The sequence below is a fragment of the Mesorhizobium sp. WSM4810 genome, from assembly GCF_055811235.1.
This window is the reverse complement of the sequence record NZ_JBVVQV010000026.1, coordinates 25,352-51,754: the sequence shown is the minus strand read 5'-3', so window position 1 is coordinate 51,754 and position 26,403 is coordinate 25,352. Positions and strand designations below refer to the sequence as shown.

Annotated in this window: 24 protein-coding genes, 1 tRNA gene and 1 pseudogene; 6 read left to right on the top strand and 20 right to left on the bottom strand. The window is 60.1% G+C overall.

Features of this window, described 5'->3' with window-relative positions; translation table 11 throughout:
* Nucleotides 1-4: 4 nt before the first annotated feature.
* From AC0L3O_RS28085 to AC0L3O_RS28055, 7 genes are all read right to left on the bottom strand, one after another.
* A complete protein-coding gene (locus AC0L3O_RS28085; protein WP_473617261.1) occupies nt 5-823 on the bottom strand; it encodes an MBL fold metallo-hydrolase in 819 nt (272 codons plus the stop codon).
* 3 nt (nt 824-826) lie between these two features.
* Nucleotides 827-1,621: a TatD family hydrolase gene (locus AC0L3O_RS28080; protein ID WP_023799205.1), complete on the bottom strand. Its 795-nt coding sequence runs from the start codon at nt 1,619-1,621 to the stop codon at nt 827-829.
* Entirely contained in the window at nt 1,621-3,174 is a 1,554-nt protein-coding gene (gene metG / locus AC0L3O_RS28075; protein ID WP_023799204.1) for a methionine--tRNA ligase, read from the bottom strand. Before metG ends, AC0L3O_RS28080 begins: the two co-directional genes overlap by 1 nt.
* An 80-nt stretch (nt 3,175-3,254) precedes the next feature.
* Nucleotides 3,255-4,310, bottom strand: coding sequence for a DNA polymerase III subunit delta' (locus tag AC0L3O_RS28070; protein WP_128169058.1), 1,056 nt, complete (start codon nt 4,308-4,310; stop codon nt 3,255-3,257).
* Nucleotides 4,307-4,978 carry a dTMP kinase gene (tmk, locus tag AC0L3O_RS28065; RefSeq protein WP_473617259.1) on the bottom strand — a complete coding sequence of 224 codons (672 nt, stop codon included), beginning with the start codon at nt 4,976-4,978 and terminating at the stop codon, nt 4,307-4,309. The genes AC0L3O_RS28070 and tmk overlap by 4 nt, the downstream gene beginning before the upstream one ends.
* 64 nt (nt 4,979-5,042) lie before the next feature.
* Nucleotides 5,043-6,209, bottom strand: a complete 1,167-nt coding sequence (locus AC0L3O_RS28060) for a D-alanyl-D-alanine carboxypeptidase family protein (RefSeq protein ID WP_287173825.1) — start codon at nt 6,207-6,209, stop codon at nt 5,043-5,045.
* A gap of 107 nt (nt 6,210-6,316) precedes the next feature.
* Nucleotides 6,317-7,540: a septal ring lytic transglycosylase RlpA family protein gene (locus tag AC0L3O_RS28055; protein WP_473536123.1), complete on the bottom strand. Its 1,224-nt coding sequence runs from the start codon at nt 7,538-7,540 to the stop codon at nt 6,317-6,319.
* A gap of 857 nt (nt 7,541-8,397) precedes the next feature.
* Here AC0L3O_RS28055 and AC0L3O_RS28050 point away from each other — a divergent pair.
* Together AC0L3O_RS28050 and AC0L3O_RS28045 are read left to right on the top strand one after the other, a co-directional pair.
* Nucleotides 8,398-8,970 (top strand): annotated as a pseudogene (locus AC0L3O_RS28050) (IS1634 family transposase); the annotation flags it as partial.
* A 268-nt stretch (nt 8,971-9,238) separates the two neighbouring features.
* The gene (locus AC0L3O_RS28045) at nt 9,239-9,940 is read left to right on the top strand and encodes a TylF/MycF/NovP-related O-methyltransferase (RefSeq protein ID WP_473536124.1); all 702 of its coding nucleotides are present in this window, start codon (nt 9,239-9,241) and stop codon (nt 9,938-9,940) included.
* A 285-nt stretch (nt 9,941-10,225) separates the two neighbouring features.
* On the opposite strand, the gene AC0L3O_RS28040 is transcribed toward AC0L3O_RS28045, so the two are convergent.
* Nucleotides 10,226-11,455: an RDD family protein gene (locus tag AC0L3O_RS28040; RefSeq protein WP_473536125.1), complete on the bottom strand. Its 1,230-nt coding sequence runs from the start codon at nt 11,453-11,455 to the stop codon at nt 10,226-10,228.
* Between the two features lie 116 nt (nt 11,456-11,571).
* Entirely contained in the window at nt 11,572-12,240 is a 669-nt protein-coding gene (locus AC0L3O_RS28035) for a recombinase family protein (protein ID WP_473536126.1), read from the bottom strand.
* Between the two features lie 526 nt (nt 12,241-12,766).
* On the opposite strand from AC0L3O_RS28035, the gene AC0L3O_RS28030 reads away from it, so the two are divergent.
* Nucleotides 12,767-13,465, top strand: a complete 699-nt coding sequence (locus AC0L3O_RS28030; RefSeq protein WP_473617258.1) for a cell wall hydrolase — start codon at nt 12,767-12,769, stop codon at nt 13,463-13,465.
* A 327-nt stretch (nt 13,466-13,792) separates the two neighbouring features.
* On the opposite strand, the gene AC0L3O_RS28025 is transcribed toward AC0L3O_RS28030, so the two are convergent.
* The 7 genes from AC0L3O_RS28025 to AC0L3O_RS27995 are packed head-to-tail and all read right to left on the bottom strand — an operon-like array spanning nt 13,793 to nt 16,262.
* Entirely contained in the window at nt 13,793-14,329 is a 537-nt protein-coding gene (locus tag AC0L3O_RS28025) for a hypothetical protein (RefSeq protein ID WP_473617256.1), read from the bottom strand.
* A 3-nt stretch (nt 14,330-14,332) separates the two neighbouring features.
* Complete coding sequence (locus tag AC0L3O_RS28020; protein ID WP_473536129.1) at nt 14,333-14,539, bottom strand: hypothetical protein; 207 nt, start codon at nt 14,537-14,539, stop codon at nt 14,333-14,335.
* Nucleotides 14,536-14,718 carry a hypothetical protein gene (locus tag AC0L3O_RS28015; RefSeq protein WP_473536130.1) on the bottom strand — a complete coding sequence of 61 codons (183 nt, stop codon included), beginning with the start codon at nt 14,716-14,718 and terminating at the stop codon, nt 14,536-14,538. The genes AC0L3O_RS28020 and AC0L3O_RS28015 overlap by 4 nt, the downstream gene beginning before the upstream one ends.
* The gene (locus AC0L3O_RS28010; protein ID WP_473536131.1) at nt 14,715-15,575 is read right to left on the bottom strand and encodes a hypothetical protein; all 861 of its coding nucleotides are present in this window, start codon (nt 15,573-15,575) and stop codon (nt 14,715-14,717) included. The genes AC0L3O_RS28015 and AC0L3O_RS28010 overlap by 4 nt, the downstream gene beginning before the upstream one ends.
* Nucleotides 15,575-15,757, bottom strand: coding sequence for a hypothetical protein (locus AC0L3O_RS28005; RefSeq protein WP_473536132.1), 183 nt, complete (start codon nt 15,755-15,757; stop codon nt 15,575-15,577). Before AC0L3O_RS28005 ends, AC0L3O_RS28010 begins: the two co-directional genes overlap by 1 nt.
* Nucleotides 15,754-16,044 (bottom strand): winged helix domain-containing protein, encoded by a 291-nt coding sequence (locus AC0L3O_RS28000; protein WP_473617255.1) that lies wholly within the window; start codon nt 16,042-16,044, stop codon nt 15,754-15,756. Before AC0L3O_RS28000 ends, AC0L3O_RS28005 begins: the two co-directional genes overlap by 4 nt.
* Nucleotides 16,041-16,262 carry a hypothetical protein gene (locus tag AC0L3O_RS27995; protein WP_473617254.1) on the bottom strand — a complete coding sequence of 74 codons (222 nt, stop codon included), beginning with the start codon at nt 16,260-16,262 and terminating at the stop codon, nt 16,041-16,043. Before AC0L3O_RS27995 ends, AC0L3O_RS28000 begins: the two co-directional genes overlap by 4 nt.
* Nucleotides 16,263-16,383: 121 nt before the next feature.
* On the opposite strand from AC0L3O_RS27995, the gene AC0L3O_RS27990 reads away from it, so the two are divergent.
* From AC0L3O_RS27990 to AC0L3O_RS27980, 3 genes are all read left to right on the top strand, one after another.
* Complete coding sequence (locus AC0L3O_RS27990; RefSeq protein WP_473617252.1) at nt 16,384-17,145, top strand: hypothetical protein; 762 nt, start codon at nt 16,384-16,386, stop codon at nt 17,143-17,145.
* On the top strand, nt 17,142-18,347 hold the full coding sequence (locus AC0L3O_RS27985; RefSeq protein WP_473536134.1) for a tyrosine-type recombinase/integrase: 1,206 nt from the start codon (nt 17,142-17,144) through the stop codon (nt 18,345-18,347). The genes AC0L3O_RS27990 and AC0L3O_RS27985 overlap by 4 nt, the downstream gene beginning before the upstream one ends.
* Nucleotides 18,348-18,420: 73 nt before the next feature.
* Nucleotides 18,421-18,510: transfer RNA gene (locus tag AC0L3O_RS27980), tRNA-Ser, on the top strand.
* A gap of 687 nt (nt 18,511-19,197) precedes the next feature.
* Here the strand turns inward: AC0L3O_RS27980 and AC0L3O_RS27975 are convergent.
* The 4 genes from AC0L3O_RS27975 to AC0L3O_RS27960 form a co-directional block, all read right to left on the bottom strand.
* Entirely contained in the window at nt 19,198-23,058 is a 3,861-nt protein-coding gene (locus tag AC0L3O_RS27975) for a hydantoinase B/oxoprolinase family protein (protein ID WP_473617251.1), read from the bottom strand.
* 285 nt (nt 23,059-23,343) lie between these two features.
* Nucleotides 23,344-24,327, bottom strand: a complete 984-nt coding sequence (locus AC0L3O_RS27970) for a dihydrodipicolinate synthase family protein (RefSeq protein WP_473536136.1) — start codon at nt 24,325-24,327, stop codon at nt 23,344-23,346.
* Between the two features lie 146 nt (nt 24,328-24,473).
* The gene (locus AC0L3O_RS27965; protein ID WP_473536137.1) at nt 24,474-25,469 is read right to left on the bottom strand and encodes an ABC transporter permease; all 996 of its coding nucleotides are present in this window, start codon (nt 25,467-25,469) and stop codon (nt 24,474-24,476) included.
* Entirely contained in the window at nt 25,462-26,373 is a 912-nt protein-coding gene (locus AC0L3O_RS27960) for an ABC transporter permease (protein WP_473617250.1), read from the bottom strand. Before AC0L3O_RS27960 ends, AC0L3O_RS27965 begins: the two co-directional genes overlap by 8 nt.
* Nucleotides 26,374-26,403 lie beyond the last annotated feature (30 nt).

Genomic DNA, 26,403 nt, shown 5'->3' with positions numbered 1-26,403 from the left:
CCTATCATGCAGATTCATAAGGGATTTCGATCGTCATGCCGTCATAGGCCGGGTCGACGTCGGCCGGCGTCTCGACCATCACCGCAGCGTAGTCGAGCGGCACATGCATATGCGTCAGAACGGCCTTTTTCGGCGCCAGTTTTTCGATCCAGCCGAGTGCCTGGCCGAGCGACAGATGGCTCGGATGCGGCCTGTATTGCAGCGCATCGATGACCAGCACGTCGAGATCGCGCAGCCGTTCGGCGGTGGCGTCGGGGAAATCACTGACATCGGGGCAATAGGCGAGGCCGCCGATGCGAAACCCAAGCGATATGATGTCGCCATGGATCTGCGGCAGCGGCTCGAGGGTCAGGGCACCCCCCTCGCCTTCGATCACCACCGGCCTGGCATGGTCTATGATATGGGGCTCGACAATGGGCGGATAGGAACTGCCTAACGGTGTTTCGAAACAATAGCCGAATGCTTCCCGTAACCGCAGCATGGTCGGCTGGTCGGCGTGGATATCGATCCGATGACGCTGCTCGAGCACGAAGCCGCGCAAATCGTCGATGCCGTGGATGTGGTCGGCATGCGGATGCGTATAGACGACCGCATCTATGCGCCTGACTGAAGCCAGCAGCATCTGCGCGCGGAAATCCGGCCCGGTGTCGATGACGACTGTGGTCCTGTCGCCGTTTGCCGCGATCCGCTCGATGAGCGCTGCGGTGCGCATGCGCCGGTTCCTCGGATTGGCCGGATCGCAATTGCCCCAGTCGCCGGTGATGCGCGGCGTGCCCGGCGACGAGCCGCAGCCGAGAATGGTGAGGCGCAGCCGGTCGCTCATGCGTCAGGCGCTCAGCGCGGTCGGGCGCGGCATCTTGCTGAACAGCCGGAAGAAATTGTCGGTGGTAATGGCAGCAATGTCGGCCTCGCTGACGCCGATCGTTTCGGCCAGCACCTTGGCCGTATGCGCGACATAGGCAGGCTCGTTGCGCTTGCCGCGAAACGGGATCGGCGCCAGGTACGGCGCGTCGGTTTCGACCAGCAGGCGGTCGTGTGGCACATCGGCGGCGATGGCGCGCAGCTCGGCCGAATTCTTGAAAGTCACGATGCCGGAAAAGGAAACATAGCCGCCGAGCGCCACGCCGATCTCGGCCAGCCTGCGCCCGGACGAAAAGCAGTGCAGGACGAAGGGGAAGGCGCCCTTCCCTGTTTCGTCCTCGAGGATATCAGCCATGTCGCTGTCGGCATCACGCGCATGGATGACCAGAGGCAGGCCCGTCTCCCGCGCTGCCGCGATGTGCGTGCGAAAGCCCTGAGCCTGCGCGTCGCGCGGCGCATGATCGTAGAAATAGTCGAGCCCGGCCTCGCCGATCGCCACCACTTTGCGATGCGCGGACAGCCGGGCAAGCGCCTCGACAGTCACGTCCAGTTCCTCGGCGGCGTTGTGCGGATGGGTGCCGACCGAGCAATAGACTTCGTCGAAAGATTCTGCGATCTCAAGTACTTGCTGAAATTTTTTCACACGCGTCGAGATCGTCACCATGCGACCGATTCCAGCGGCCAAGGCGCGGGCGACGATGGCCGTCCGCTCCTCAGCGAAATCCGGAAAGTCGAGATGGCAGTGACTGTCGACCAACATCAGATGTTCGCGTCCGGCTGCTCGACGTAACGCGGAAACACGCCCTCCGGCGCGGGCAAGGCAACCCCCGATACCAGCGCATAGTCCGCGTGGACATGCGCGAAATCGCGACGGTCCTGTGGCACAGCCAGCAGGTCGAGCAGCTTGGCGGCCGACCCCGGAATGAAGGGCTGGCACAGCAGCGCCACGCGTCGGACGACTTCCGCGGTCGTCCACAGCACCGTTTCCATGCGCGCCGGATCGGTCTTTCTGAGCGCCCAGGGTTCCTGCGAGGCGAAGTAGCGATCGGCCTCCGCCACGACGCCAAAAATCGCCGCCAGCGCCAGATGGATGGCCTGCTCCGCCATCATCTTGCGTGCAGCAGCAACCGCCTCCACCGTCTGGTCGAGGATCGCCCTGTCGGCCTCCGCCAGATCGCTGCGTTTCGGCACCACGCCGCCGCAATTCTTGGCGATCATCGACAGCGAGCGCTGCGCCAGATTACCAAGGCCGTTGGCGAGGTCGGCATTGGTGCGGTTGACGATGGCCTCGTGGCTGTAGCTGCCGTCCTGGCCGAACGGCACCTCGCGCATGAAGAAATAGCGTACCTGATCGAGGCCGTAATGCTCGATCATCGCAAACGGGTCGACGACATTGCCGACCGACTTCGACATCTTCTCGCCGCGGTTGAACAGAAAGCCATGCGCGAATACGCGCTTCGGCAGTTCGATCCCTGCCGACAGCAGGAAGGCCGGCCAGTAGACGGCATGGAAGCGGACGATGTCCTTGCCGATGACGTGGACGTTCGCCGGCCAGAAGGACCATCTGTCATCGGCCGCATCCGGATAACCGGCAGCCGTGATGTAGTTGGTCAGTGCATCGACCCAGACATACATCACATGCTTGTCGTCGCCCGGCACCGGCACGCCCCATTTGAACGTGGTGCGCGAGATCGACAGGTCCTTCAGCCCGGATTTGACGAAGCTGACGATTTCATTGCGCCGCTCCGCCGGTCCGACAAATTCGGGGCTGTTCTCATAGAGCGCGAGCAACCTATCCTGATAGGCGGAAAGGCGGAAGAAATAGCTCTCTTCCTCGGTCCATTCGACGGGCGAGCCGAGCGGTTCGCGACGGACGCCGTCGTCGCCGACCTTGGTTTCGGCCTCGTCGAAATAGGCTTCCTGCCGCACCGAATACCAACCGCTATAGCGGTCGAGATAAATGTCGCCATTTTCCGCCATGCGTGTCCAGATCGCCTGGCAGGCCTTGTAGTGGCGCTCCTCGGTGGTGCGGATGAAAATATCGTTCGAACAGCCGGTCGCTTCAAGCATCGAGCGGAAGATCGCCGAATTGCGATCGGCAAGCGCTTTCGGCGTCAGGCCTTCGGCGTCCGCCGTCTGCTGCATCTTCAAACCGTGCTCGTCGGTTCCCGAGACGAAGAAGACGTCCTTACCGTCGAGCCGCTGAAAACGGGCCAGCGTGTCGCTGGCGATGACATTGTAGGCATGACCGATATGTGGCTTGCCGTTCGGATAGAAAATCGGCGTCGTGAGGTAGTATTTTTCGCGTGACATGAATGAACCGTCATGAATGTCTGAATGAAAGATGTCGGTGGATATCGCATCGAAACGGCGATTGCCATCCCGATGGGCCGTCACATTCGCATTGCAGAATTCAGGCGGTCGATCATGGTCAAGGCATGCTGCTTCTTGTCGAGATTGTAGGTGTCGGTTTCAGATATAGCGTTCAAAGCCTCGTGCCAAGTGTCTGACAGCGTTTTGGCCCGCGCCAGATCGCCCGCCAGCGCGGCCTGGCTTGCGCCGGTCGAGAGCAGGTCGAGCGCACGGCGATTGAAAATATCGAACTGGATCGCCCGGTCGCGCCCGGCGACCGCCTCGGCGAGGCGATAGGCGCCGGCAACATCGCTCTTTGCCGCTGTCGCCAGGGCGTCGAGCGTCTCGGCGATTTCCAGCCCGCCATACTGCGTCAACAGGATTGCGGTGCGGGCGCTGCCCCCTGCCCGCTTGGCCAGTGCCGCGCGCGCCGCGGGATCGTCCGGAGGCGGTGGTTCGACGCTTTCCAAAACCGTCATCAGGCTCTCGGCATCGAGCGGCGTCAGCCGCACCATCTGGCAGCGTGAGCGGATGGTCGGCAGCAGGCTGCCCGGCGCATGGACGATGAGGATGAACAAGGTGCGTGCCGGCGGTTCTTCAAGATTCTTCAGCAAGGCGTTGGCCGCATTGGTATTCATGTCGTCGGCCGGGTCGACGATCACCACCCGGTAGCTGCCGTCATGCGAGGTCAGCGACAGGAAACGGCTAACCTTGCGGATCTCGTCGACGGTGACGACCGTCTTGAAACTCTTGGTCTTGTCGTTCGGCGGGCGGGTCAGATGCAGCACCGAGGGATGCGCGCCGGTGGCGATCTGGCGAAACAGCGATGACGCCGGATCGGGAACGGCAAGGACCTCCGGCGCCTGTTCGAACGCCGGATGCTTCAACAGATGATGCGCCAGATGAAAGGCGAGCGTCGCCTTGCCGATGCCGACCGGCCCGACAAAGATCAGCGCATGCGGCAGCTTCCCGGAGCGATAGGCTGACGCCAGCATGTTCGCTGCCTGGTCATGTCCGACCAGACGCGGCGTCTCGGATGGCTCCGGTACCCCGTCAAGCGTGTCGTGCTGTTCTGGTGCGATCCGTTGGAAAATCATCCCGGCGCCTGCTTCCTGTGCCTCGGCGTCATCGTCTCCAGCGCCGCGAACACGGCGCCGGTGACGACATTCTCCACCGTGTCGGGGTCGGCGGACGCGTCGATGACGATGCAGCGCTCGGGTTCTGCCGCGGCGATCGCCAGAAAGGCTTCGCGGCGGCGCTGGTGGATATCGAGCGTTTCCTTTTCGAAGCGGTCGGCGCCGGCATCGGTGCCCCGCCGTGCAGTGGCGCGCCGCAGTCCTTCGGCCGGGTCGACATCGAAGATCAGCGTCATGTCGGGCACCATGCCGTTGATGGCGACCTTTTCCAGCGCGTCCATGAAGGCTGGATCGAGGCCGCCGGTGACGCCCTGGTAGACGCGCGAGGAGTCCATGAAGCGATCACAAAGCACGATCGAGCCCCGCTCGACCGCCGGCCGGATGACCTGCTCGACATGGTCGGAACGCGCGGCGGCGAACAGCAGCGCCTCCATCCTGGGGCCGAATGGCTCGGCAGCGCCGGAAAGCAGTACATGCCGGACCGCCTCTGCGCCTGGCGAGCCGCCCGGCTCGCGCGTGACAAGGACATCGTATTCCTTGGCGCGCATCTTGCCGGCCAGGCGCTCGATCTGCGTCGACTTGCCTGCCCCTTCTCCGCCTTCGAAGGTGATGAAGAATCCGCTCACCAAAGCCTTTGTCCATGCTGCGGGACCGTAATAGTCCTGACTTGAGAAAAGGTCCACGCCGCGGCCGCTAACGCAGCCAGCCGACCGCCAGTTCCTTGGCGGCATCGAGCGCGCGTTGCGGCAGCGAGCCGACGCCAACCGTTTCGGCGGCGAAAAGCGGCGTTTCCTGGCTCAGCGTGTCCCCGATCCAGACCCGCAGCGCACCCACCGGTTGCCCCTCCTCCACGGGGGCTGCAACCGGTCCCTCATAGACGATTCTGGCGGTCAGCTTGTCGCGGTTGGCGATCGGCAGGAAGATGACCACGGGCGCTTTTGCCTTCAGCGCCACGCCGGATTTCGCGCCGCCGAAAACCTGGGCCTCGCCGACCACCTCGTCCTTGGCGAAAATCTCGGTTTTCTCAAAGGAACGAAGGCCCCAGTCGAGCAGCTTTCGCGCTTCTTCGGCGCGCTCGCGGTCGCTTGCCAGGCCGCTCATCGCCGCAATGACCCGCCTGCCACCTTGGCTGACCGAGCCGACGATGCCGAAGCCGGATGCCTCGCTCCTGCCGATAGCCAGGCCGTCGGCGCCGATATCCATCGCCAGCAGCGGGTTGCGGTTCCTCTGGGTGATCTTGTTCCAAGTGAAGTCCTTCTGGCCGTAGTAGCGATAAAGGTCCGGGTACTCGCGCCAGATATGCAGGGCCAGGAGCGCAAGCTCTCGAACCGTCGTCTGCTGACCATCGGCCGGCAGACCGGTTGCATTGACGAATGCCGATTTCTCGAGGCCAATCTGCCTTGCACGCTCCGTCATCTCAGTCGCGAAATTCGCCTCCGACCCGGCAAACCCTTCTGCGATGATGATGCAGCCGTCATTGGCTGCCTGGACCGTCACGCCCTGGATCAGGTCTTGAAGCCGGATCGTCGACTTGAGTTGGGCAAACATCGTCGACGTTCCGGATGGCGCGCCGCCGGTGCGCCATGCGTTCTCACTCACCACGTATGTATCGTCGAGCGTCACGCGCCCCGATTTGATGGCGTTGAACACCACTTCCATCGTCATCAGCTTGGCCAGCGACGCCGGCTGAATCGGCCTGTCGGCATCCTTGGAAAGCAGCACCGTTCCGGTTTCGGCATCGATCATGAAGGCCTGCGCGGCCTTGGTTTCGAAAAGCTGCGCCGTGGCCGGAGCCAGCGAAAGCAGCAGGAGGCCAAAACCCAGAAGCCCGGCGAGAGGCGCGGCGAAGCGAAATTTCATGAGAAGTTCGACCTGTCAGCCGGTAGTTCCGGGCAAGCTCTATCAGGCTTTGTCCCGGCCGAGCAACCGCGCGATGGAGAACTGGCCAAAACTTCAGATTTTGCCGGTCAATTCCGAACCACGAGCGCGTCCGGCGCGCCATGCGACCATGCCGCCTGCAGCATCTCGTCCAGGCTGCCATGGCCGTCCGGGTAGAGATTGACCGAATACCAGTCCTTGCCCTCGAACTCGGAGCGCTGGATTTCGGTCTTGCCAAAGCCGGAAAGTTGGGTTGCCACCTGCTGCGCCTCGGCGGCATCCTCGAACGAGCCCGCCGCGATATAGTCCGTGGGCAAAGCGGCCGTAGGAACTTGCCGCTTCCACGATTGCAGGATTTCGGCGGGCCCGGCGCCATCCATCGCGGCAAAGACAGTGGAGGCGCGCTGCACGCGTTCGTTGGCGTAAGACAGCGTCGCTACCCTGAACGGCGATTGCGGCGGCAGATTGATCTGCGGCCGTTCCGGTACGATCGGCCCGAAATCGGGCAGCGTCACACTGCCAGCGGCCGACGTCTGCGCTGCCACGACAGGCTGTGCCGATGCGGAATTCGTCAACTGGCCGGGAAAGGCAGCGGCGGCGGCCAACGCCGTGCTCGGCGATGGTCCGTTCATGGCGATCATGACGCCGGTGGGCAGGCCGTCCGACGGATCCGGCACTCTGTTGCCTGGATTATAGGAGGCCATCAGATACTGTTCGTCATTGCCGTGAAGCGGCGCCCGTCCGACATATTCGACCTTCACCTTGGCCGTGCCGATATTGGCGTAGTCGAGCATTTCGGCGGCCCGCTTCGACACATCGATGATGCGCCCGTCATGGTAAGGACCGCGATCGTTGACGCGCACGACGACCGAGCTGCCGGTCTTCAGATTGGTGACGCGCGCATAGCTCGGCAGCGGCATTGTCGGATGCGCGCCGGTCAGATGTGTCATGTCGTAGACTTCGCCGTTGGCGGTCAGCCTGCCGTGGAAGGCTTCGCCATACCAGGAGGCAAGACCCTTCTTGGCGTAGCGCTTGTCTTCCTTCGGATAATACCACTTGCCGCGCACTTGATAGGGCTTGCCGAGCTGATCGCGTCCGCCGCCACGCTGCAGGCCCGACATCTTGAAGGTAACGCGCGGGCTGGCTTTTACGCCATATTCGGATTCCGAAAAATATTCCTTGGAGCGAGGCTTCTTGTTGACCATTGTCTTCGGCTGTGGCGGCGCCGCGCAAGCCGCCAGCAAGGCAGCCGACAAGGCACACAACGCGAAAGCGGAAGCGCGACGAAGACGCGGGCGCGTCGTGCTTGGCATTTTTCGATTGTCCCCTCTCAACAAAGGCGCCGCGACTTGACCGTCGGCCGGGCCAAAACCTACCCGACAATGCCAGCGCCGCCTTGATTCCCAATCCCTTGTGCACAGGAATTGTTTATCACCGTATTAACCGATTATGGTCGGAACCGGGCGAGATTGGGCACAAGCCGTCCCGGCGATCGCTGTGAGAAATCACGGCGTTTCGAGCTTCGGCGCAGCGCTGCTCGTCCTGCTCAAGCCCGCCGCCAAGCACCCGTGCCCTGCGCTTGGCAGGAACCGGCAACAGCCGGTTGACAGGACTTCGTTGGGCGCACTAGAGCAATGAAGCGCGAACGATCTCCGAGGCGTGCCCACAGGGTACGCGTTGAGATCAGGACGAGCATCCAGGTGCTTGAAAAATCACGATGGAGGATGGCCGAGCGGTTTAAGGCACCGGTCTTGAAATTCGGTGCCAGCCATCCCAAGCCATATCGCAGCGTCCCTGCAAAGCCTACTCTAGCAAGGGTTTGAAGACTCGCCAGCGCCGTTTGTGCCACGTCGTCCCGTCCGATACCGTAGCGTTGCGTTGCAAAAAGCGTAGCAGCACGTTCTTAGCCTGTTCCCCAAACGATGAAGCCCGCCACCATGAGGCAGCGGGCTAACTGGGAATTTCGCGTTGAGACGTCAGGGGCGCCTCTTGCGGGGGCGAAGCTTTTGAAGTTCAGTCTGCGCAGGGGGAATTCATCATGCGCAAACGCCATATCTTCGCGGTTTGGTGCTCACTAAAGGCGGGCGGGACGACAATCTGGTCGAAAAAAAGGAAGAAGCCAACGCATTGACCCAGTCCAGGGCACTTTATGGCTTCTACACAGCGGAATCGCGACGAGCAGGGCCGCGCGCAGAAGCGGACCTTGGCCAATCTGAGCAAGCTGCCTGGGGATGTGATCGACGCTCTGAAGGCGTTGCTGAAGGGCGGGATGGTGATCGGCACCGGACCGGACGCGCTGGAGATCGAGCGTTCGCTGCCCCACGGCCATGTTGCGGCGGCGCTTGGGACGATCCGCAAGATCGCGCTGGACCGGCTGATTTTGAGCACGACGAAGGATGCGGCATCGCGGCGCCATTGCGATCTGGTGGTTGCGATGATGGTCGACCGGCTGATTGCGCCGCGCTCCAAGCTTGGGTTTGTGCGGGCGGTGGATGAGGAGACGGCGGCCTCCAGTCTGGGCGCGGTTCTGGGCTTGGGCGAGGTGAAGGAGCGCGCGGCCTACGAGGCGCTGGACTGGCTGCTCGCGCGTCAGACGCGGATCGAAAATGGCCTGGCGCGGCGGCATCTGGAGGACGGGGTGCTGATGCTCTATGACGTCAGTTCATCCTATTTGGAGGGCCGCTGCTGTCCGCTGGCGCATTATGGCCACAGCCGCGATCACCGGGGCGACCGGCCGCAGATCGGCTGGATCGGCCGCGCCGACGTCCTGCGTCGCGTGGAAGCCCCGAGTGCCCTAGGGAACTGCCGAACGGTTCGCATGGACGTATTATGTCAACGGATGCCGTGCCGGCACCGCAGCCGCCGAAGCGCAGGCCCAACCCTCTGCTCTGGGTTCCTTTCGGAATCGGCGCGGCAATCATGCTCATTGGCGGCGCCATCGCGGCGCTGGGAGCAGGCGTGCTCTGGCTTGGTAACGTTCTGATCGATTGGGTCGAAAGCAGGGGCGAAGGTTGAAAGCCGTTGTAAAGACTGCGCTCGGCAAGCTTGGGTTAGAGCTGCGCCGAACGCCGAAGGCCACTCCCCCACCCGTTGAGTTCTCCGAAGAAGACGAGCGGGTTTTTGAACACGTCCGCGAACATAAGCTCACCATGTGCAGTAAGGAGCGCTTGGCGGCAACGATGCTCGCGTGCCGATATGCCGTTAGGCTTCAAGGCGATTTCGTGGAATGTGGAACGTGGCGCGGCGGGCAGGCCATCGCTGCAAAACGAACGTTCGAAAATTTGGGATCTGACAAGCGCACATTCGTCTTCGACACGTTCGAGGGAATGACCGAGCCCGGTGAGAACGATGTCGGCGCGGAGAACGCGGGCAAGTGCGACGCGTCGCTCGCCGAGGTGCAGCGCAATTTCAGGCTCGCAGGATGCGATATGCTTGGCGTGAAGTTCGTGCCGGGCGACGTCCGCCAGACGTTATTGGATGAAGGTAACCTACCCCAGAAGATCTCCGTGCTTCGCCTGGATACCGATTTCTATGATTCGACGCTTGTCGAGCTTGAGATTCTTTATCCACGGCTCGTCAGTGGCGGCATCCTGATCCTTGACGACTTCGGTCATTGGGAAGGTGCGAAGAGGGCCGTTGAGCATTATTTCGGCAAGGAGATGCCGTTCCTCATCCCTTCCGACTACACTGGCCGGGTCGCGATCAAGCCCTAACCGAACAGCCTGCCAAAGAAGCCGCTCCGCGCCCGGCTAACCGCCCGCGCGTCGCGTGTTTCGCACCGCTCGACGATGGCGCGATGGTGCTTTGGTGCCGATGACCTGCCACGGTAATTTCCTCCGGCTTTGATTAGAGTCCGTCCTTCAATCAGGCCGAGGCTCTAATTGCGGCTGGATGAAAATCCGGTGGCAGGTCACCGACACGGGCTTGGAGGGTGATTTGCTAAAAAACATGCTGTCGACGCCGGCCGGCACGGGCAAGCCTCATGCTGGCCCGGCATTTTAAATGGAGGAAAACGCGGCCTCGACGAAGTCCCTGCCAAAAGTCGCATCATCGACCTTTCTGCCGCGTGAGAAAACCAACGTCCGCCAAGCATCATCCCCGTCGATGGTGATTGTGATTTGGAGGCTAACGTTGGTATCCACCTTTGACGACCCGTTGGCCCGGAGCGCTGGACGACCACCAACAGTGACAGGTTTCCACTCTGTGGCGACCGTAAAGTTTTCCGAGATAGCTTGCTGGATGGCCATCGCGTAAACCAGCGGCGACATGTCGCCAGAGCTTAGGTTCTCGTGGCCAAATAGCGCTTCTGCAAGCAAGCTGTCCGACACAAAGTAGTAAATCTCACCACTCTCGGCTTTGATGTTGGTGGGTTTCCACCTGCCAGAGAGTTGCGTCGATCGGAGGGTTATCGGATTCCGCCAAGTGAATGATGCAAGCTCTGCCCGGTCCTGTTGGTCCGAGTATGCCACAAGCGCAAGCGTGCCCCCGACCAGACCGAGCAGCACCAGCACACCTAGCAATTTGCGGAAGATGGAAATATGCCGCCCTTCAACCCTGCCTCGTCCTAAGTCGTAGCTAGTTGGTTGGCCGGCAGCTACCTTCTTGTATTGGGAAACTTGCGTAAACAGCGCGATGAAGGGAATGCCTAAAGCGAAGCCTTGGGCCCAAACTTGAAATTCTCTTTTCAGGAAGAACCTGAACGACCCTTGCTGAGTAAGGTTTCGGACCTTGATGCCGAATATGGCTTTGCCTATCGTGTTGCCAAGGGTGGCCGTACAAAGCGCAAGAAGGAACATTGCAACAGGTAGGGAAATCAGCCCAACGACGCTGTCGTTAGCACTGATCAAGGCGATGAAGGCGGCGGGAAAATAGAGACCAAGCATTAAGCCGGCAGAAAGCATTACCACTATCGTGGCGAGCCAAACATCAAGGGTTCTGGCAAAAAATCGCAACCAAGGCCCGGCCAACGGCTGCTCTTGCAGTATCGGACGGCTCGCGCTTTCGGAGTTCGCGATGACCGGCGGAACAGGGGAAGACCCCGGCAATGGCGGCGGTTTCTTGAGAATAAGTGCTAGCAGCGAAGGCACGTCCGAAAGTCGTGCCCAATTGTCCATTTCTGAATTCCAGACCAGCGTTCCCACGCTAATCTTTGCGTCTGCAATCAACGCCGCCATCTCATCATGCGACAAGGGGCCAATGTGATCCAAATCTCTCGCGTAGTACCACATTAGCGCCCCTCTTGCCTGAATCCATCAGGCGCCAAGTACTTCATACTTGCAAGAGCTTCGCAGTCTTATGGTTGATGATATTACATGTTCTGGCGGCATGAACCTGGCCAGCGCCTTCAGACCACATTACGCTTTAAAATATCGCTGATCTGCGTTGCCGCCCATGTGCCACCGCGAGCCGTCGGGATACCCCGCGCGTTGAGGGCGGCGGCCGTATTCCGCATGGATGCGCCCGTTGCTTGAATTTCTCTGATAATGGGCAGGACGTTGGATGCGAAGCCGTTGGCAATGGCCGTACGGCGCTCTGCAGCGGCTTCCTGGGCCTTGCGGATCTGCGGATTGCCGAGCTTTACGCCACGGGCCTTGACGGCTGCGAGCGCGTCTTTCGTGCGCTGTGAAATCATGGCGCGTTCCTGTTCCGCAACGGCTGCATAGATGTGCAGCATGAAAGGCGATACGTCCGCGCCCAGCTCTGCGACGATGAACGGCGTCCGCTTCGCCATAAGAGCCGAGATAAAGGCCACATCACGGGACAGCCGATCGAGCTTGGCGACGACAACCGCGCAATCGTTGCGCTTGGCATCAGACAAGGCAGCTGCGAGTTGGGGGCGCTTATTCAAAGCATCCGCGCCTTTGCCCGTCTCGACTTCCTGAAATTCGGCGATCAGCTCTAAGTCTTCGGCTTCAGCAAATTTTGCAATCGCAACCCGCTGCGCTTCGAGGCCAAGACCCGACTTGCCCTGCTGTGCTGTCGAAACGCGGATATAAGCGACGGCCCGTTTCATTACCTGTGTCCCTTTCTGTTATGTAAGGACACTATACGTCTGTTTAGAAAACTTACAAGTTACTAGCTGAAGGTTATCTCTTCCCAGTTGGGCACCGCGCCCCGCTCGTCAAGTTAACCCAGTTCCCGGCGCAAGCATGTGTAGCCGAAGAGGCCTCCCAGTCCGGCCCATCTCAATTTAAGATATTGACTTAAAAGACTTTACGGGCGCTCCCCGCCCAATTCCCGGCGCAGCATGTAGCCGAAGAGGCCTCCAGTCCGGCAACGCGGCCCATCTCAATTTAAGCTATTGATTTTAAAAGACTTTACGGGCGCTCCCCGCCCAATATTCCCGGCGCAGCATGTAGCCGAGAGAGCGATTTTCTTCCCAGTTCCCAGTCCGGCAACGCGGTCCATCTCAATTAAACTATTGATTTTAAAAGACTTTTACGGACGCTCGCCCAATTCCCGGCGCAGCATCTAGCCGACGACCCCGTCATAGGTCCCGCGATCGTGGGCACCGCCGAACAAAAAGGACGGGTTCGCTGATGACTATCAAATCCCTCGTTGCCTGCCTTGTTACCTTGCTCTTCATCATCGCCTCGGCATCTCCCGCTGGCAACGCAGCCGGGAGTATTCCTTCGATCGAGCGCCAAGCGCTCGTCTGCCGCCCCGGCTCAACATATCCGGCTCCCGTGGCGGCGGGGAATATGATCGTTCTCACCCCGACGGACGTCCTCAACCTGAAGAAAATCGCCTCGACCGAAGTCGTCGCGTCTCTGAAGGGCGAGGCTTTCACCGGCCAGACCCATGCCGTGATAGATACGGTTCTCAACCGCCTCGCCTCCGGGAAGTGGGGCGACACCGTCGCCAAGGTGGGCAACGCCCGCTGGCAGTTCTCGGGCATCAACTCGAACCTGCGGACGGCCTACGGCTCGCTCGAGAAAATGCCGGGCCGCCACATCAAGGCGACGGTCGCCCGCGAGGTTGATCGCTGGCTGGCGGACCGTGCTGCCGGCGCCGAGTCCTCGGTGGGCAACCACCTGAATTACCTGAATCCTCTGTACTCCTCGGCCAAGAGCCTCAAGGGGTGGGGACGGGCAGTGGTTCAGCAGGCGAAGAAAGAAGGCTTGGTCTTTGGCGCTGGGCGGGCCAAGCACTATCACGGGACGTCCGCCGACAACGAACCGTGGCGGCCGGGCAAATTCCTGATCGCGCTGGAGGAGGGGCCCGCCTTTAACGGCTGATTAACCGCCGTTCAAGGTGGTGCGGATCGGCTTTCTGTCCATGGCGCGGGGTGCAGGCGGGCACCGCCGCCCTCCTATTTCTCAGACAGATCATCGATCGTCTGCCGACATATTCGCGCCATTGCCTGAACAATCGCCAAGGCTGCCATTGTGCGTTTCGTCCTGCCTCCGTTGCGATAGTTGCCGTTCCGCTTGCCTTCAGGTGCGCCACCGCCCGCACCGTGCATGCGACAGACTGCGCTGCCCCTCACCGCTGGCGATCGACACTGGCAACCCGTCCGCTTCGACCGAGCATGACACCGAGGCGCTAGGTTCATGAGGTTGACGTTATTTTTTTCGGTCACCCTGCCCCCCATGGGCGACGTTGCCGACAATAGCTTGGCCGCCTTCGTTCACCGTGACGTGCTTCACGGTGACGTGCTGCTGGCCGCCCGTGCGGTATTTCTTTAGGGCTTCGACCTGGGCCGCGAATGTCCTGGTGAGCTTGTTGAAAGCACGTTCGGCGCTGTCTTGCTGCGGGATAGTTTCGCAGTGAGCAAGGCGGCGGGCGAACGTCATTGTCGCCATGTGCACAGCAGCCATCTGCGATGCCAACATAGCTTCGATCTGATCCTGCGGTTCAATGCCTCTCACGATCGAGGCAACGAAGGCCGTGCCCTTATCGTCTGGCGTTTTACCGTGGCTGCCGACATTAACCAGCTGGTGCAGGAAGCCATTGATGAAATCCTCATCCGATGATCCGAAGGCTTTCTGGGCTGCCGTATGGTCGATAGTGACGCTGCTGCCGTCGATCTTTAAGAGGCGCGACGGCCTCGATTGGTGCGCGTTGTCGGGCGTGGGAAGGATTTTTGTTTTTGCCGTCATGGATTAGGCCGCCAATATTTCACGGATGCAATGAGCGGCATCTTGCCCTTGCAGGACAGGAACTTTGCCGTGGAACAGCATTTGCGGTTCCTTGTTCAGGTGATCGGCATGGACGCCCTGCTCGTTCCGCCGACCATCGAGAATGACCCAGCCTTGTTCGCCATCTTGCCAGCGCCCGGTCATTGCTAAGGCTTCGTTGCCTTTCTTCATGCCTGCCTCCGCACGGTTTGCAGAGCCACCACGTCGCCGGGATTGTTTGGCAGGGCGAGCATTCGCTCCCGCCACATGCGCCTAGCGATATAGGGAAGAGCGCTGATCACAACGGCGGTCGGCGCCGCCGAGGTTTCGGGCTCTACGATAACCGCTAGCTGCTGCGGTTCGCGGTTCATGCTACTGCCTCCCGATGCTTTTCGATGTCGGCCGGTGTCAAATTCCCGCTCATCAGCTTGGTTCGGAAATAGTTGATCAGACCTGGGCGGTTTTCCTTGCCGTCGAACAGCGACACCAAAAGGTTGACCGCTTCCTCTTCAGTCCGCGGAACCGGGAACGGGCATTCGCGACCCAAATCAGAAAAGACCTCAGATATCGGGTTAGTCTTCCCTTCAGAGCTAAAATCTCCAAGGTATGCTCTAAGATAATTGGGGTCAGAAATTGGTATCCTGTCGTCCCAAATTTTGGCACCCTCTAGCGCTTGGGGGGTAACAGTTTTTGGTACCCTTCCAGCTTTCCGGTCCGCATTACGTCTCCTTTCGTTCTCTTTCCGGATCGTGTCATCCTCACGAAGTTTTTCGCGGGCTTCGCGTATGTGCATTTGAACAGCATCCCGGCGGGGATTCTCAATGCGGTACAACCGGCAACCGTCTGCGGTCTGGCCCACGTCGACCCAGTATTTGAGTTCGATCATCAACCGACGAATGTTGCCGACTGTGGTCTTCGAGCGAATGCCCGCCTCAGCCATCATCGAAATGTTCGATAAATAGGCGACCGTAGGCTTAAGCGTCCTCTCATCCACCGTGACATAGCGAGCCATCGCAACGATGGCTCGTACGGCGGCATCTGTTAGTTTTGGGTCGGCCGCGGCTGTTTCGTATAGCTCAAACTTGAAGGCGGCGAGTTCGCGCGTCGCCTTCGCATAGAGGGTTTCCGGCTTTCCATTCCGGAACTCGATTACTTCTCCCTCATCGGAAACATGCTCAGGCGGGTAGTCGCGCCCCTGGGCTTTGGACGTAGAGCGGAGCAAGGCCATCACTGCGCCCTCGCCCGGATCAGGGCCGCTTGCCGACAGACCTCGACAGCATCCTTGAGCGGTAAGGCGAACCGTTCCTGCAACTGCGGAATTATCGCTTTCGCGCGATCCGCCGATCCGGTTGCCAGCCACTTGGCCGCGAGATCGACGGGGTTTGCGAGCTTTTCAGCGGCGGCGCTCATGCGGCTGCCGCCACGTCTTGGAGGATAGACACTTTGGAGTGGAGCACATATCGCGCATGATGGCCTGGGAACTGGCCCCCATGTCCTTCGTGGACAGTCTCAATGCCGAAGCCGAGAGCCCTCGCTTTGAAGACGTAATCTGACCAGCGTAGCCCAGGGTGCGTAATAGGCGTGCAGCCTCGTTGGCCGGCGTCGATCAACTGTTTCATCGCCCAGGCTACGCGGCCATCAAGGCGCATCGTCTGACCATCGGGCTCGATTCTCACAAGCAGGGAAAATTTCTTCATGCCGCGGTTTCCTTGCCGCGTTCGGCTACCCGCATTCGAAGCCCGAGTTGAGCAGCTATCGGCGCCACCGGGACGACAATCTTGCCGCCGATCCTGATGGTTCCGAAGTCTCCCCGTTTCGCAGCGTCGTAAGCTGCGTTTCGGCCGAGCCGGTAGAAGACCTTGCCGGCCGTCTGCACGGACACGGTGGCATGGGTGAGCGCTTCGTCCAGTGTCATTTGTTCCTCTTCCATTCACTGTAAAGATACCAAATGTGTGTAATAAACGTTTTTAATCCCGCCCCGTCTTGCTTGCAACCGTTTTGTGTGTATTTTTCTCACAAAACCGTGAGAAAATGGCATGGCAAGACCTAAGCTCGGCAAGGGCGATAGCGAGCGTTTGCAGATGGTAATCAGCAGCGAAGAGCTGGAGGCCATCGAGGAGTGGCAACATCAGAACCGCATCCAAAGCAAGTCGGAAGCGATCCGGCGTCTCTGTCAGCTCGGGCTGTTAGTCGACATCGAGCTTGAGCAAGTCGTCGATATTTCGAGCGACGGTATAAAGATCCTAGCAGACCAGTCGGTCGAACTGCACGCTGTTTACCGGCGGCTCGTAAGCCCCGAGAACAAAGACCTGCTGTTCGGCCAAGACGAAATAAAGGACATCTTCACGTTGGCGAGCGACCACGCAGAAGTCGCCTCGGAGGGTGTTCTCGCCATCCAACACTTGGTTGTGACGCTGTACAACATGATCGGCGACATCGTGCAGTCGCGGACGCTGAAGGGCGGCTTGCGAAAGTCTGAAAAGCATGTGGAAGCGGCCCGTAAACACGTGGAGGAGATCGAGCGACGGAACGAGATACGACGCCAAAATCGATTCCTCGGGATCCTCTACCACCGCGAGGACACGCCAGAGGAAGTTGCACGCTACGAAGCACTCTCGGACGACGAGCAGGAAAACTATCTGGCTGCCCAGATCCAGCAATTGGCTGAAGAAGAGGCGGCGGACCCGCAAGCCTTCGCCGAGCAGTATGGTATCCCGCCGCCCTTCTGGGACCAGTCGGGATGGGCAACCCGGTTGCGCCGGCTCTATAAGACCAAATACGGAGAAGGATCGGAATGAAAGGCCATATCCGCGAGCGCAGCCCCGGCCATTGGGCAATCGTACTCGATGTCGGCGAGATCGACCCGAAGACCGGCAAGAAGAAACGCAAATGGCATAGCTTCAGCGGGACGAAGCGCGAGGCGCAGAAGGAATGCTCTCGCCTAATCACGATTCTTGACCAAGGGCTCTATGTCGAACCCACCAAGCAGACAGTCGCCGAGTTTCTTGACGAATGGCTAGGTTTCATCAAACCATCGGTCGCTCCGAAAACGCATGAGAGGTACGCCGAGATTTGCCGGAAGGGACTGGCGCCGCTCATCGGCAATGTGGTTCTGTCCAAGCTGAAGACCGACCGGATAGACGCGGCCTTCACCACAGCGCTGACGACGCCGCGCGTCGACCATCGCAAGAAGAAGGATGGGGAACCGACTGCGCCCCTTCCGCCGCTGTCGTCCCGTACCGTCCACCACTACCGCCGCGTGCTTATTAAGGCGTTGGGCCAGGCGGTGACTTGGGAAAGGCTGTCGCGCAATCCGGCGCAGGCGACGACACCGCCGAAGGTCGAGCGGAAGAAAATGCTTGCCTATGACGTGGGCCAGACGGCCATCTTGCTTGAAATGCTCCGACCGACGCGCATGTTCATCTCGGTTCTGCTCGCTGTGACGTGCGGATTGCGACGCGGCGAGATCCTGGCGTTGCGCTGGGACCATCTCGAACTAGGCGATAACCGCCGGCAGGTATCCGTCGTGGAGAGCGCCGAACAGACTACAGAGGGTGTCCGCTACAAGGAGCCGAAGTCCGGCAGGGCGCGGACCGTGGCGCTGTCGGCCAGCGTCGTTGCCGAGCTGAAGGCGCATTGCATTCGGCAAGCCGAGGAACAGCTCCGGTTGGGGCTGCGGCCGGACGGTGACAGCTTCGTGGTTGCCCAGGTCGACGGCTCGCCATTGCAGCCAAGGTCGCTTACGCATGAGTGGGTGCGCGTCTTGGGAAAGACCGCCCTGCCCCGCATCCGCTTTCATGACCTTCGGCACACCCACGCCACACAGTTGCTATCGGCCGGGGTTCATCCAAAGGTCGCCAGCGAACGCCTTGGGCACTCAACAATCGGAATCACGCTCGACCTTTATTCGCATGTTATGCCCGGCATGCAGGCCGACGCGGCAGAGCAAGTTGACGCGGCGTTGCAGGCGGCTATAAGCAGCGAGCGAAAAGGCAAATAGTTGCAAAGCGCGTAGCAAAGGGCATTTTCAGAACCGCTGATAATTCGAGATAGCTCAAAGAAAACAGCTACTTGGAGGGATGGCCGAGCGGTTTAAGGCACCGGTCTTGAAAACCGGCGTGGGTGCAAGCCCACCGTGGGTTCGAATCCCACTCCCTCCGCCAATGCACCCTGCCCCAACATTCTCTGCTTACATTTGCCGGTGCACGGATCCCGCAGAACTGCGGGGTTTCAAAGAAAGGCTGGCAGCCGCACCGCCGACTATTCCCCGTTGAATGAGCGCTCTCTCGGCCGATATTCTCCGAACCTGGCAACCTCGCTCTTTTGGTTCACAGATTTCGATACCAATAGTCTCAACAGGTTACCGGTTTCGTGATCGTGCGAAGTTGGGCGGATCGCTCCCTAGGCGAATGCAATTGAGTTCCAACCTGTATGTCGAAAGCGTCGCATGACGCGAACTGACCGCCAGTAGCGGCGGTCAGAGCGAGTGGCATTAAAAGACCGAAATGGGGCCGACTGCAGACGGTCGGCTTTTGGCAACATGGCTCGGAAAGCAGCCATTCCTCATCGTCCTATTTATTGGACATTCGATCTCATCCGGTTCGATAACCGCAACTTGTCCTAAAAACTCCGTTGGAAACGTCCGCTGCTGTGCGGTGGATCGCTTGATAGCCAGGCGTCAGTCCGCTCCTCCGCAGTCATTTAACCCATCGCCGCTGGACGTGGTTTTGGCCTCACGCCATCCGCAACCCACCAAGTTCTTCTGCCGACCTTTTGACCGTAAGAAGGTAGGCCGGGCTGACGCTGTTCCACCGATGCGGCACTGGGTTCGGCGCCGTGGTTCTTCGCCATCAGCCCCGCCCCTTAGGCGTCGCGACCTTCCTGGACAGATCAACAGTAGCCTCGACCTGCTCCCCAAACCTCGGGGTCCGGCCATAGGCCTGCATTCCGGTGTGAGTTACAAAGCGATCTGCAAGGTCGTCGAGCAACGCGGCATCCTCGCGGCGGGAAGGATCGCCATAACCGCCCCCCCCGGGGGAAAGCACCATGAACTGATCTCCACATTCGAGCTGGATGTTCACGAATTTTGTCGGGCTGATAGTCCCGTAAGCTTCGACGAACGTGCGGAACTTTTCATGTCCTCGGTGCTTGATGAATATGCCCGCAGGGCTTCCGCGCTCGCCGCCATTCAAGCCCCAGGGCCCTTCCTTCACCCGATCGAGCAATGCGCTGAGCGTGACGGAAGGGGCAGTGACCTCGAACACGCGACGCACTCCAAGGCCGCCGCGGAACTGTCCCGCACCGCCGGAATCCGGCAGCAGCGAATACTCGAGAACCCGCAGAGGAAATCTGCTTTCGAAGACCTCAATGGGAGTGGTCCGGATCGTGCTAGCGTGTGCTGTGGTTTGAGCGCTGTTGCCATCACGGTCAGCCCTCCCGCCCCAGCCACCTCCTTCCAACTGATAGTGTGTCCAAAATTCTCCCGTATCGGGGTGGACGCCGCCCATCAGCATATTGCAGCAAGTGCCGACTTCGTTCGCGCCGACGCGCCCGGGCATTGCCTTCGCCAAAGCACCAAGAATGCAGGAGATAATTCGAGGTTGCCCCTCGGTATTCCCCGCGACACTCGGCGCCGGGAACGTCGGATTGGCGACAGTACCAGGGGGAGAGACGACCTTGATTGGGCGGAACGTGCCGGTGTTGAGCGGAACGTCTTTGGCGCAAACACTTTGCAGAATGGCCGTAGAGCAAGCCGCCGACGTCGCGACGTAGGTGACGTTGATTGGCCCGGCTGCCTGCTTGTCCGATGCCGAGAGGTCAACGACGATATCTTCGTCGTAAACGTGCACGTCGGCACGGAAATAGTATGGCGTCGTGGAGACCCCATCATCCTCGAAGTAGTCGCTCGATGAATAGACGCCGTTGGGTATCTTCCTGATTTCGGACCGCATCCACTTCTCTGCGTGCTCGATCAGCGAGTCGCAGATGCGTTCGAAGGTGTCGAGCCCATGACGCGTGACGAGTGCCTGCATTCGACGTTCGGCAGTGGTAAGTGACCCCATCATGGCGTGGAAGTCGCCCCACGTTGCATTGGGCGTTCTGTGGTTCGCCATGATGATCCGCCAGACGTCTTTGCAGTACTCGCCCTCACTCATCAACTTGACGGGAGGCAGTCTTAGGCCCTCCTGGAAGACCTCTGTCGCAGTCGATGCGAACGAGCCAACCGCCATGCCGCCGATCTCGCCGATGTGGGCAATGTTTCCGGCGTACCCAATCAGGGTCTTATCGAGGAAAATCGGTTTGAGAAGAAGGTGCTCTGGCATGTGGCACTGACCACGATATGGGTCGTTGTGCAGGACAATGTCGCCCGGATGGAAATTCTCGGCACCAACCTCCCGGACGCAGTGCGGGATGGTAAGCAAGCCGGCGCAGATAATCGCCGGGTTCATTTCGGCCTGACCGATCATCCGTAGGTGCCGGTCAAACAGCAGGCACGAGAAGTCATGCGACTCGCTGAAAATGGGCGAATAGGCCGTGCGCACCATGGTGCTGCCCATCTCATCGCTGATGTTTCGTAGCGCATTACTGACGACGGTCAGGGTGGTGGGATCCTGTTCAGGCGCGAGCCTGCCTTTCCCGGCCGCGTGCGAGGACGAGATTTCCGAAGCTTCACTCAGCTGCACGACCAGAGTGCCGTCACCTCGCACCACCCCGACGTCGCCAGGGTGCAGCAGGGTCGTCGAGTCCATTTCCTCTATTAGCGCCGGCCCGATTATCCTTGTTCCCTCAGAGAGAACGTCACGCCGGTAAGTCGCCGTATCGGAATATCCAATACCGCCGAAATAGATCTTGCGGGTGGCGTACGACTTCCCATCGCCTCCTGTTGGCGCGACCAGCTTGGCCGACACGTCCTCCTCGCCCAGCGCCACGACGCGCACTTCCGTGATTTCAATCGCACGATCGTGCATCGCGTACCCGAACAGCTCCTCGTGCCGGCGATGCATATCCTGAACGGCTTGGTCGAGTACGGCTTGATTAATCTCGGAGGACGACAGCTTGATCAACTCACCGAAGTTCTGACCGAGGTATCGCATGCCGAGATATCCGGCCAGCAGCGCCTCTCCTGTGTGCCCATCGCGCTTGATTTCGGCCAGGGCTTCGCTTGCAACAGTTCTCAGTTCCGTTGCTAGGTCGTCGATATCTATACGATCAGTTCGGTGGGCAACGGTGCGGGCCCGGTCGACCCTGAGGCTAGCCAGCAGCGTTCCAAGGGCCGATACCAACCCCGGATGCGGCGGCACAACGACTTGTGCCATACCGAGATGGCGAGCAACGTCGACGGCGTGAAGCGGACCCGCCCCACCAAACGCGACAAGGGAAAAGTCCCGGGCGTCCAAGCCTCGGTCGACTGTAAGAAGCCGCGTAGCGTCGGCCATATTGGCGGCCGCGGTGTCGAGGATCGCGAGCCCAGTTTCTTCGATTGACAGCTTGAGCCCCGCCGCGAGCCCCGCCACGGCTTGACGGGCAAGATCGGCGTTCAGTTTCTTCTTGCCGCCAAGGAAGAAGTTCGGGTCGAGGCGGCCGAGTACGACATTGGCGTCAGTCACGGTGGGCTCGGTACCGCCCAGCCCATAGCAGGCCGGGCCAGGCTCGGCGCCCGCGCTGCGTGGACCAACCCGTAGCAGGCCACCGGTATCGATATATGCGATAGACCCACCGCCGGCGCCGATCGACGTGTAGTCGATAAACAACGCGCTGACCGGAACGCCCCATTCGATCTCATATTCGGTAGTGGAACCGAATTCCCCCCCGACGATCAAACCGACGTCGGTGCTTGTGCCGCCCATATCCAGCGTCACACCGTTGCCCTGTGCATGATCGCGTGCGAAGCGACGGCCGGCGATCACACCTCCCGCTAGGCCCGACAGGAGCAGTTGAACCGGAGCAGCCTCGGCCGACTTCGCTTCCACATGTCCACCGTTGGATTTCATCAGCGAGAGGGGAGCCTCGATCCCCAGCGCCTTTACGTCGTGCGACACGCGCCGGCTAAATTCACGGATGGACTTCTTGATGAAGGCATCAGTGATGACGGTCGTGCCACGCTCGTATTCGCGCCAAACGGGAGCGACCTCGTGCGACAGGGAAACCGTCATTTCCGGGAAATGCTGGGCGAGATAGTCGCCAATCGCCCTCTCGTGCGAGGGATCCACGTATGAGAACAGCAAATTGACAGCGACTGCCCAATCCCGCGCAGGGTCGGTCTTGACCCAGTTCGCGATCCATTTTCGAAGTCGCTGCAACTCGTTCGGCGCAAGGGAAACCAGCACGTTCCCCTTATGGTCAATCCGTTCGGCGATGCCAAAGGTGTGGCGGCGCTTGACGCCCGAGTCAGGCTTGGGCCAAGCTGGGTTGTACCCCTCCTTGCGGTCGATGCGCGCAATAATTGGCGAATCCTCCACCCCCTGTGTGCCGACATAAAGCACCGTCGAACCGTGCTTTTGCAGTCGTGCGTTGAGCGCAATCGTCGTGCCGATGACCACGCGCTCGACTTCGTGTGGCTTTACGTCGACCTGGCGTATCGCCGTAATGGGTGCATCAGCTGGTTGGGCTGGTGTCGAGGGGACCTTGACGATGGATATCTCGCCCGTTTTGGCGTCCAGTGCGACGAGATCCGTGTGAGTGCCTCCCGCGTCAATCCCGATTCGAAGCATTTTCAGTCCCCTTTGATGTCGTGTACTTCAGTCGACGTTTCAAACTGACGCATGATGGCTCGCAAAATTTATCCTCCGCGAACTCGTCGTCGTGCCAGTACTCCCCGGCGATCATATTGCCGCAGAACGAGCAATTCAGGATACGAGTCTCGTACCACGGGATATTTACCTCTATGTAGTTCCCGGTCATTACCTCTCTCCCCTTTCTACTTGTCCCGATACTCTGCCTGAGTTTGACAGACCGTAGACATCCATTGAATTGTCCATCGTTCCCGCGAACATCGATTAACTTGTCACCAGATCGCGCCAGCTCTTGTATTTCTGCACCGCGCCGAGGAGTTTGCTCCACTCGGCGTACCAGGTGTTGAAGAGCTTGAATTGCGCCTCCACATAACCGCGCTGGCTGTCGGTAAGGGCGTCAGTCGCATTAAAGTGTAGCGTGTATTCCTTGTCCCCGTTCATCACCAACATGTGCTTGAAGTAGAGGACCAGGTCGGACCCCTCGTCGAACGATGAAAGGACGGCCATTGCCTGCTCCAGTTCCTGCGCGCGCTGGCGCGCGTCAACGTCGCCTGCTGCTGCCGCCCGGGACAGGCTGCATAGATGGATGACTTCCGTCGGCAACACATTGCCGAGGCCTGTAATGGCACCGGTCGCGCCGCAATTGACGAAACCGTGGAAGACTGCAGTATCGACGCCGACCATCAGCGTAACGCCGCGGTCACGGCTGGTAATGTTCTCAGCCGCATAGCGCAGGTCTTCGCTTCCGCCGAACTCCTTGAAGCCGACGAGATTTGGATGCGCGGCCTGCAGCTCGAAGAACAGGTCGGCGCGTGTGGCGAAGCCGTAGTAGGGGCTGTTGTAGATCACCGCCGGCAAATTCGGCGCGGCCGACAGGACAGCTTTGAAGTGAGCCTTCTGTGCAATCAGCGAAGAGCCGCGCGACAGGACCCGCGGAATCACCATGAGGCCTTGTGCGCCGACCTTTTGGGCATGTGCAGCATGCGCTACTGCCGACGCGGTGTTGATCGCTCCCGTTCCAACGATTAACGGTACGCCTGCCTTCACAAGGCGCTCAACACCCTCCATGCGCTGGGTGTCAGTCAATAGCGGCCAGTCACCCATGGACCCGCAGTAGACGACCGCAGACATCCCCGCTGCGATTAAGTCGCTGCCCTTGCGGACAAGATTGTCGAAGTCGGGGCTGCGGTCCTCCTTACAGGGGGTCATCAGCGCCGGAATTACGCCGGAAAAGATCTTGGTCTGCATTTCAAGTTCCTATTGGTCTGTTGTGTCTGCAGAGAGTGCCAGTCCATCCGCGTGCGCGGCCGCGCCCCGTGGCGATGTGAGACGGCAGATGGCTGTTAGTTCGAAATGAACGACGGTCAATCGGACTGCGCTTTTGATGTATTCATTCAGGACCCATCCAGTTGGCGGCTTCGCAGACTGTCGATCGACAGCGCTGCGATAATGATGGCTCCGAGCAGGATTTGCTGGGTGTAACCCCCAGCACCCGCCAGGTTGGTCCCATTCGAGAGAATGGTGACAAACAGGGCTCCAAGAAGCGGTGCTAACATGTCGCCGGATCCGCCGCGCAGACGCATCCCGCCCAGAACTGCCGCGGCAATGGCCTCCAGGGTCATGTTGCCCCCGAGATTGGGTTCGCCGGAGCTGGTTCGTGCCGTTAGAAGGAAGGCACCCAAGCCGACGAGTACCGAGCAGATAAGGTAGGCACCGAACAGATGAAACCGATGCGCCATGCCGGCCGCTCTCGCGGCTCGCGGATTGCTCCCGATGATCATCAGCGTGCGACCGAAAACTGTCTTCGACAGTGCGAGCTGCAGAAGGACGAGGACAACAATCGCGCAGATGAATGAAAGTGGAAGGCCGGCGACGCGCACGTATGCCAATGACAGAAACTCGTCAGGCAGCCCTGTGACGGGGAAGCCATTGCTGATCGTCGAGGCGACCGTCAGCAGAATGTACATAACCCCTAGCGTGGCAATGAATGGATTGATGCCGCCGTAGGAAACAAGTATGCCGTTCAAGCTGCCGATACCCGCGCCGGCGATCAGTGCCGCGCCAAGTCCGACTGCGACCGTTCCGGGCCCAGCGCTGCCAGTCATCGCGAGTGCAGTAAGCACAGAGACGGTCGAAATCGTCGCTCCGAGCGAAATGTCAAATCCCCGCGTGGTGATCACAAGCGATTGGGCAGCCGCGAAGATGCAAAGGTAGCTCGCCTGCACGAGGATGTTGCCGATATTGTCGGCGGAATAGACTGCCGGCTGATACAGTCCGAACCCTGCGAATAGTAGGAGTGTAATCGAAGCAAAGATCGCCCTTTCCTTCAGCGTTCCGCTGCGGAACAATAGCTGTCCCGTGGTGATGTTGAGTGAGCGCACTTCAGGCATCCCCATCCCTTTCGTTTCGTGTCTTGACCTCGATCAGGACCCCGACGATGACCGTCACACCCAGGATCAAGGTCTGCCACTTGCTGTCGATGTTCGCGAGATTGAGTGCGTTGGACAGCATCGCAAGCAGCAGCGCGGCCCCTGCAACACGCTCCACATGCCCAATGCCACCCCGCAGTGAGACGCCCCCAAGGACCGCTGCTGCGATGGACTCGATCGCACCGGTAGCGCCGAGCGTTGGCTGCCCCCACCCTACGCGTGCAGTCATCAGGACGCCGGTCAGCGCAGCAAGCAGGCCACAAACCGCGTAGACGCCGATTTGAACTTTGCCTCCAACGATTCCTGAGGCCTTGGCCGCTACCGGGTTGCCGCCAACTGCGTAGACATGCCGTCCGGCGGCAGTGTGCTGGGTCCAGACCCAGCTCAGCCCGAGAACCACGACGGCGATACAGAAGATCAGCGGCACTCCAGCGAACGTTCCTCGTCCGACTACGGACACAAAGTCCTTGGGCAGCCCGCCAACAGGGACTCCTCGCGTTACGAAAAGCGCGAGGCCGGTGAGGATGGACATCATCGCGAGAGTGACCATGAATGGGTTGACCCGCAGCTTGACCACGATCAAGCCGTTAATTGTTCCTGTCACGATGCCCGCCGCGAGGGCTGCTATCACTCCGCCCAGGCAGACATAGACAACGCCCAACTCCGGGAAGGCCGCGGACAGGTAGCTCATGGTCAGTGCCGAGACGATCGACGCAAGCGCCATAACGGCGCCAACGGACATGTCGAAACCACCCACAACCATCACCAGCATCTGGCCGATTGATGTAATCAGCAGCAGCGAGCAGTTTCGCAGGATGTTGAAAAGATTCAGCCTTGAGAAATAATTCGGCTCGAGGATCACCATACATACCGCAACGAGTACAACCAGGCATGG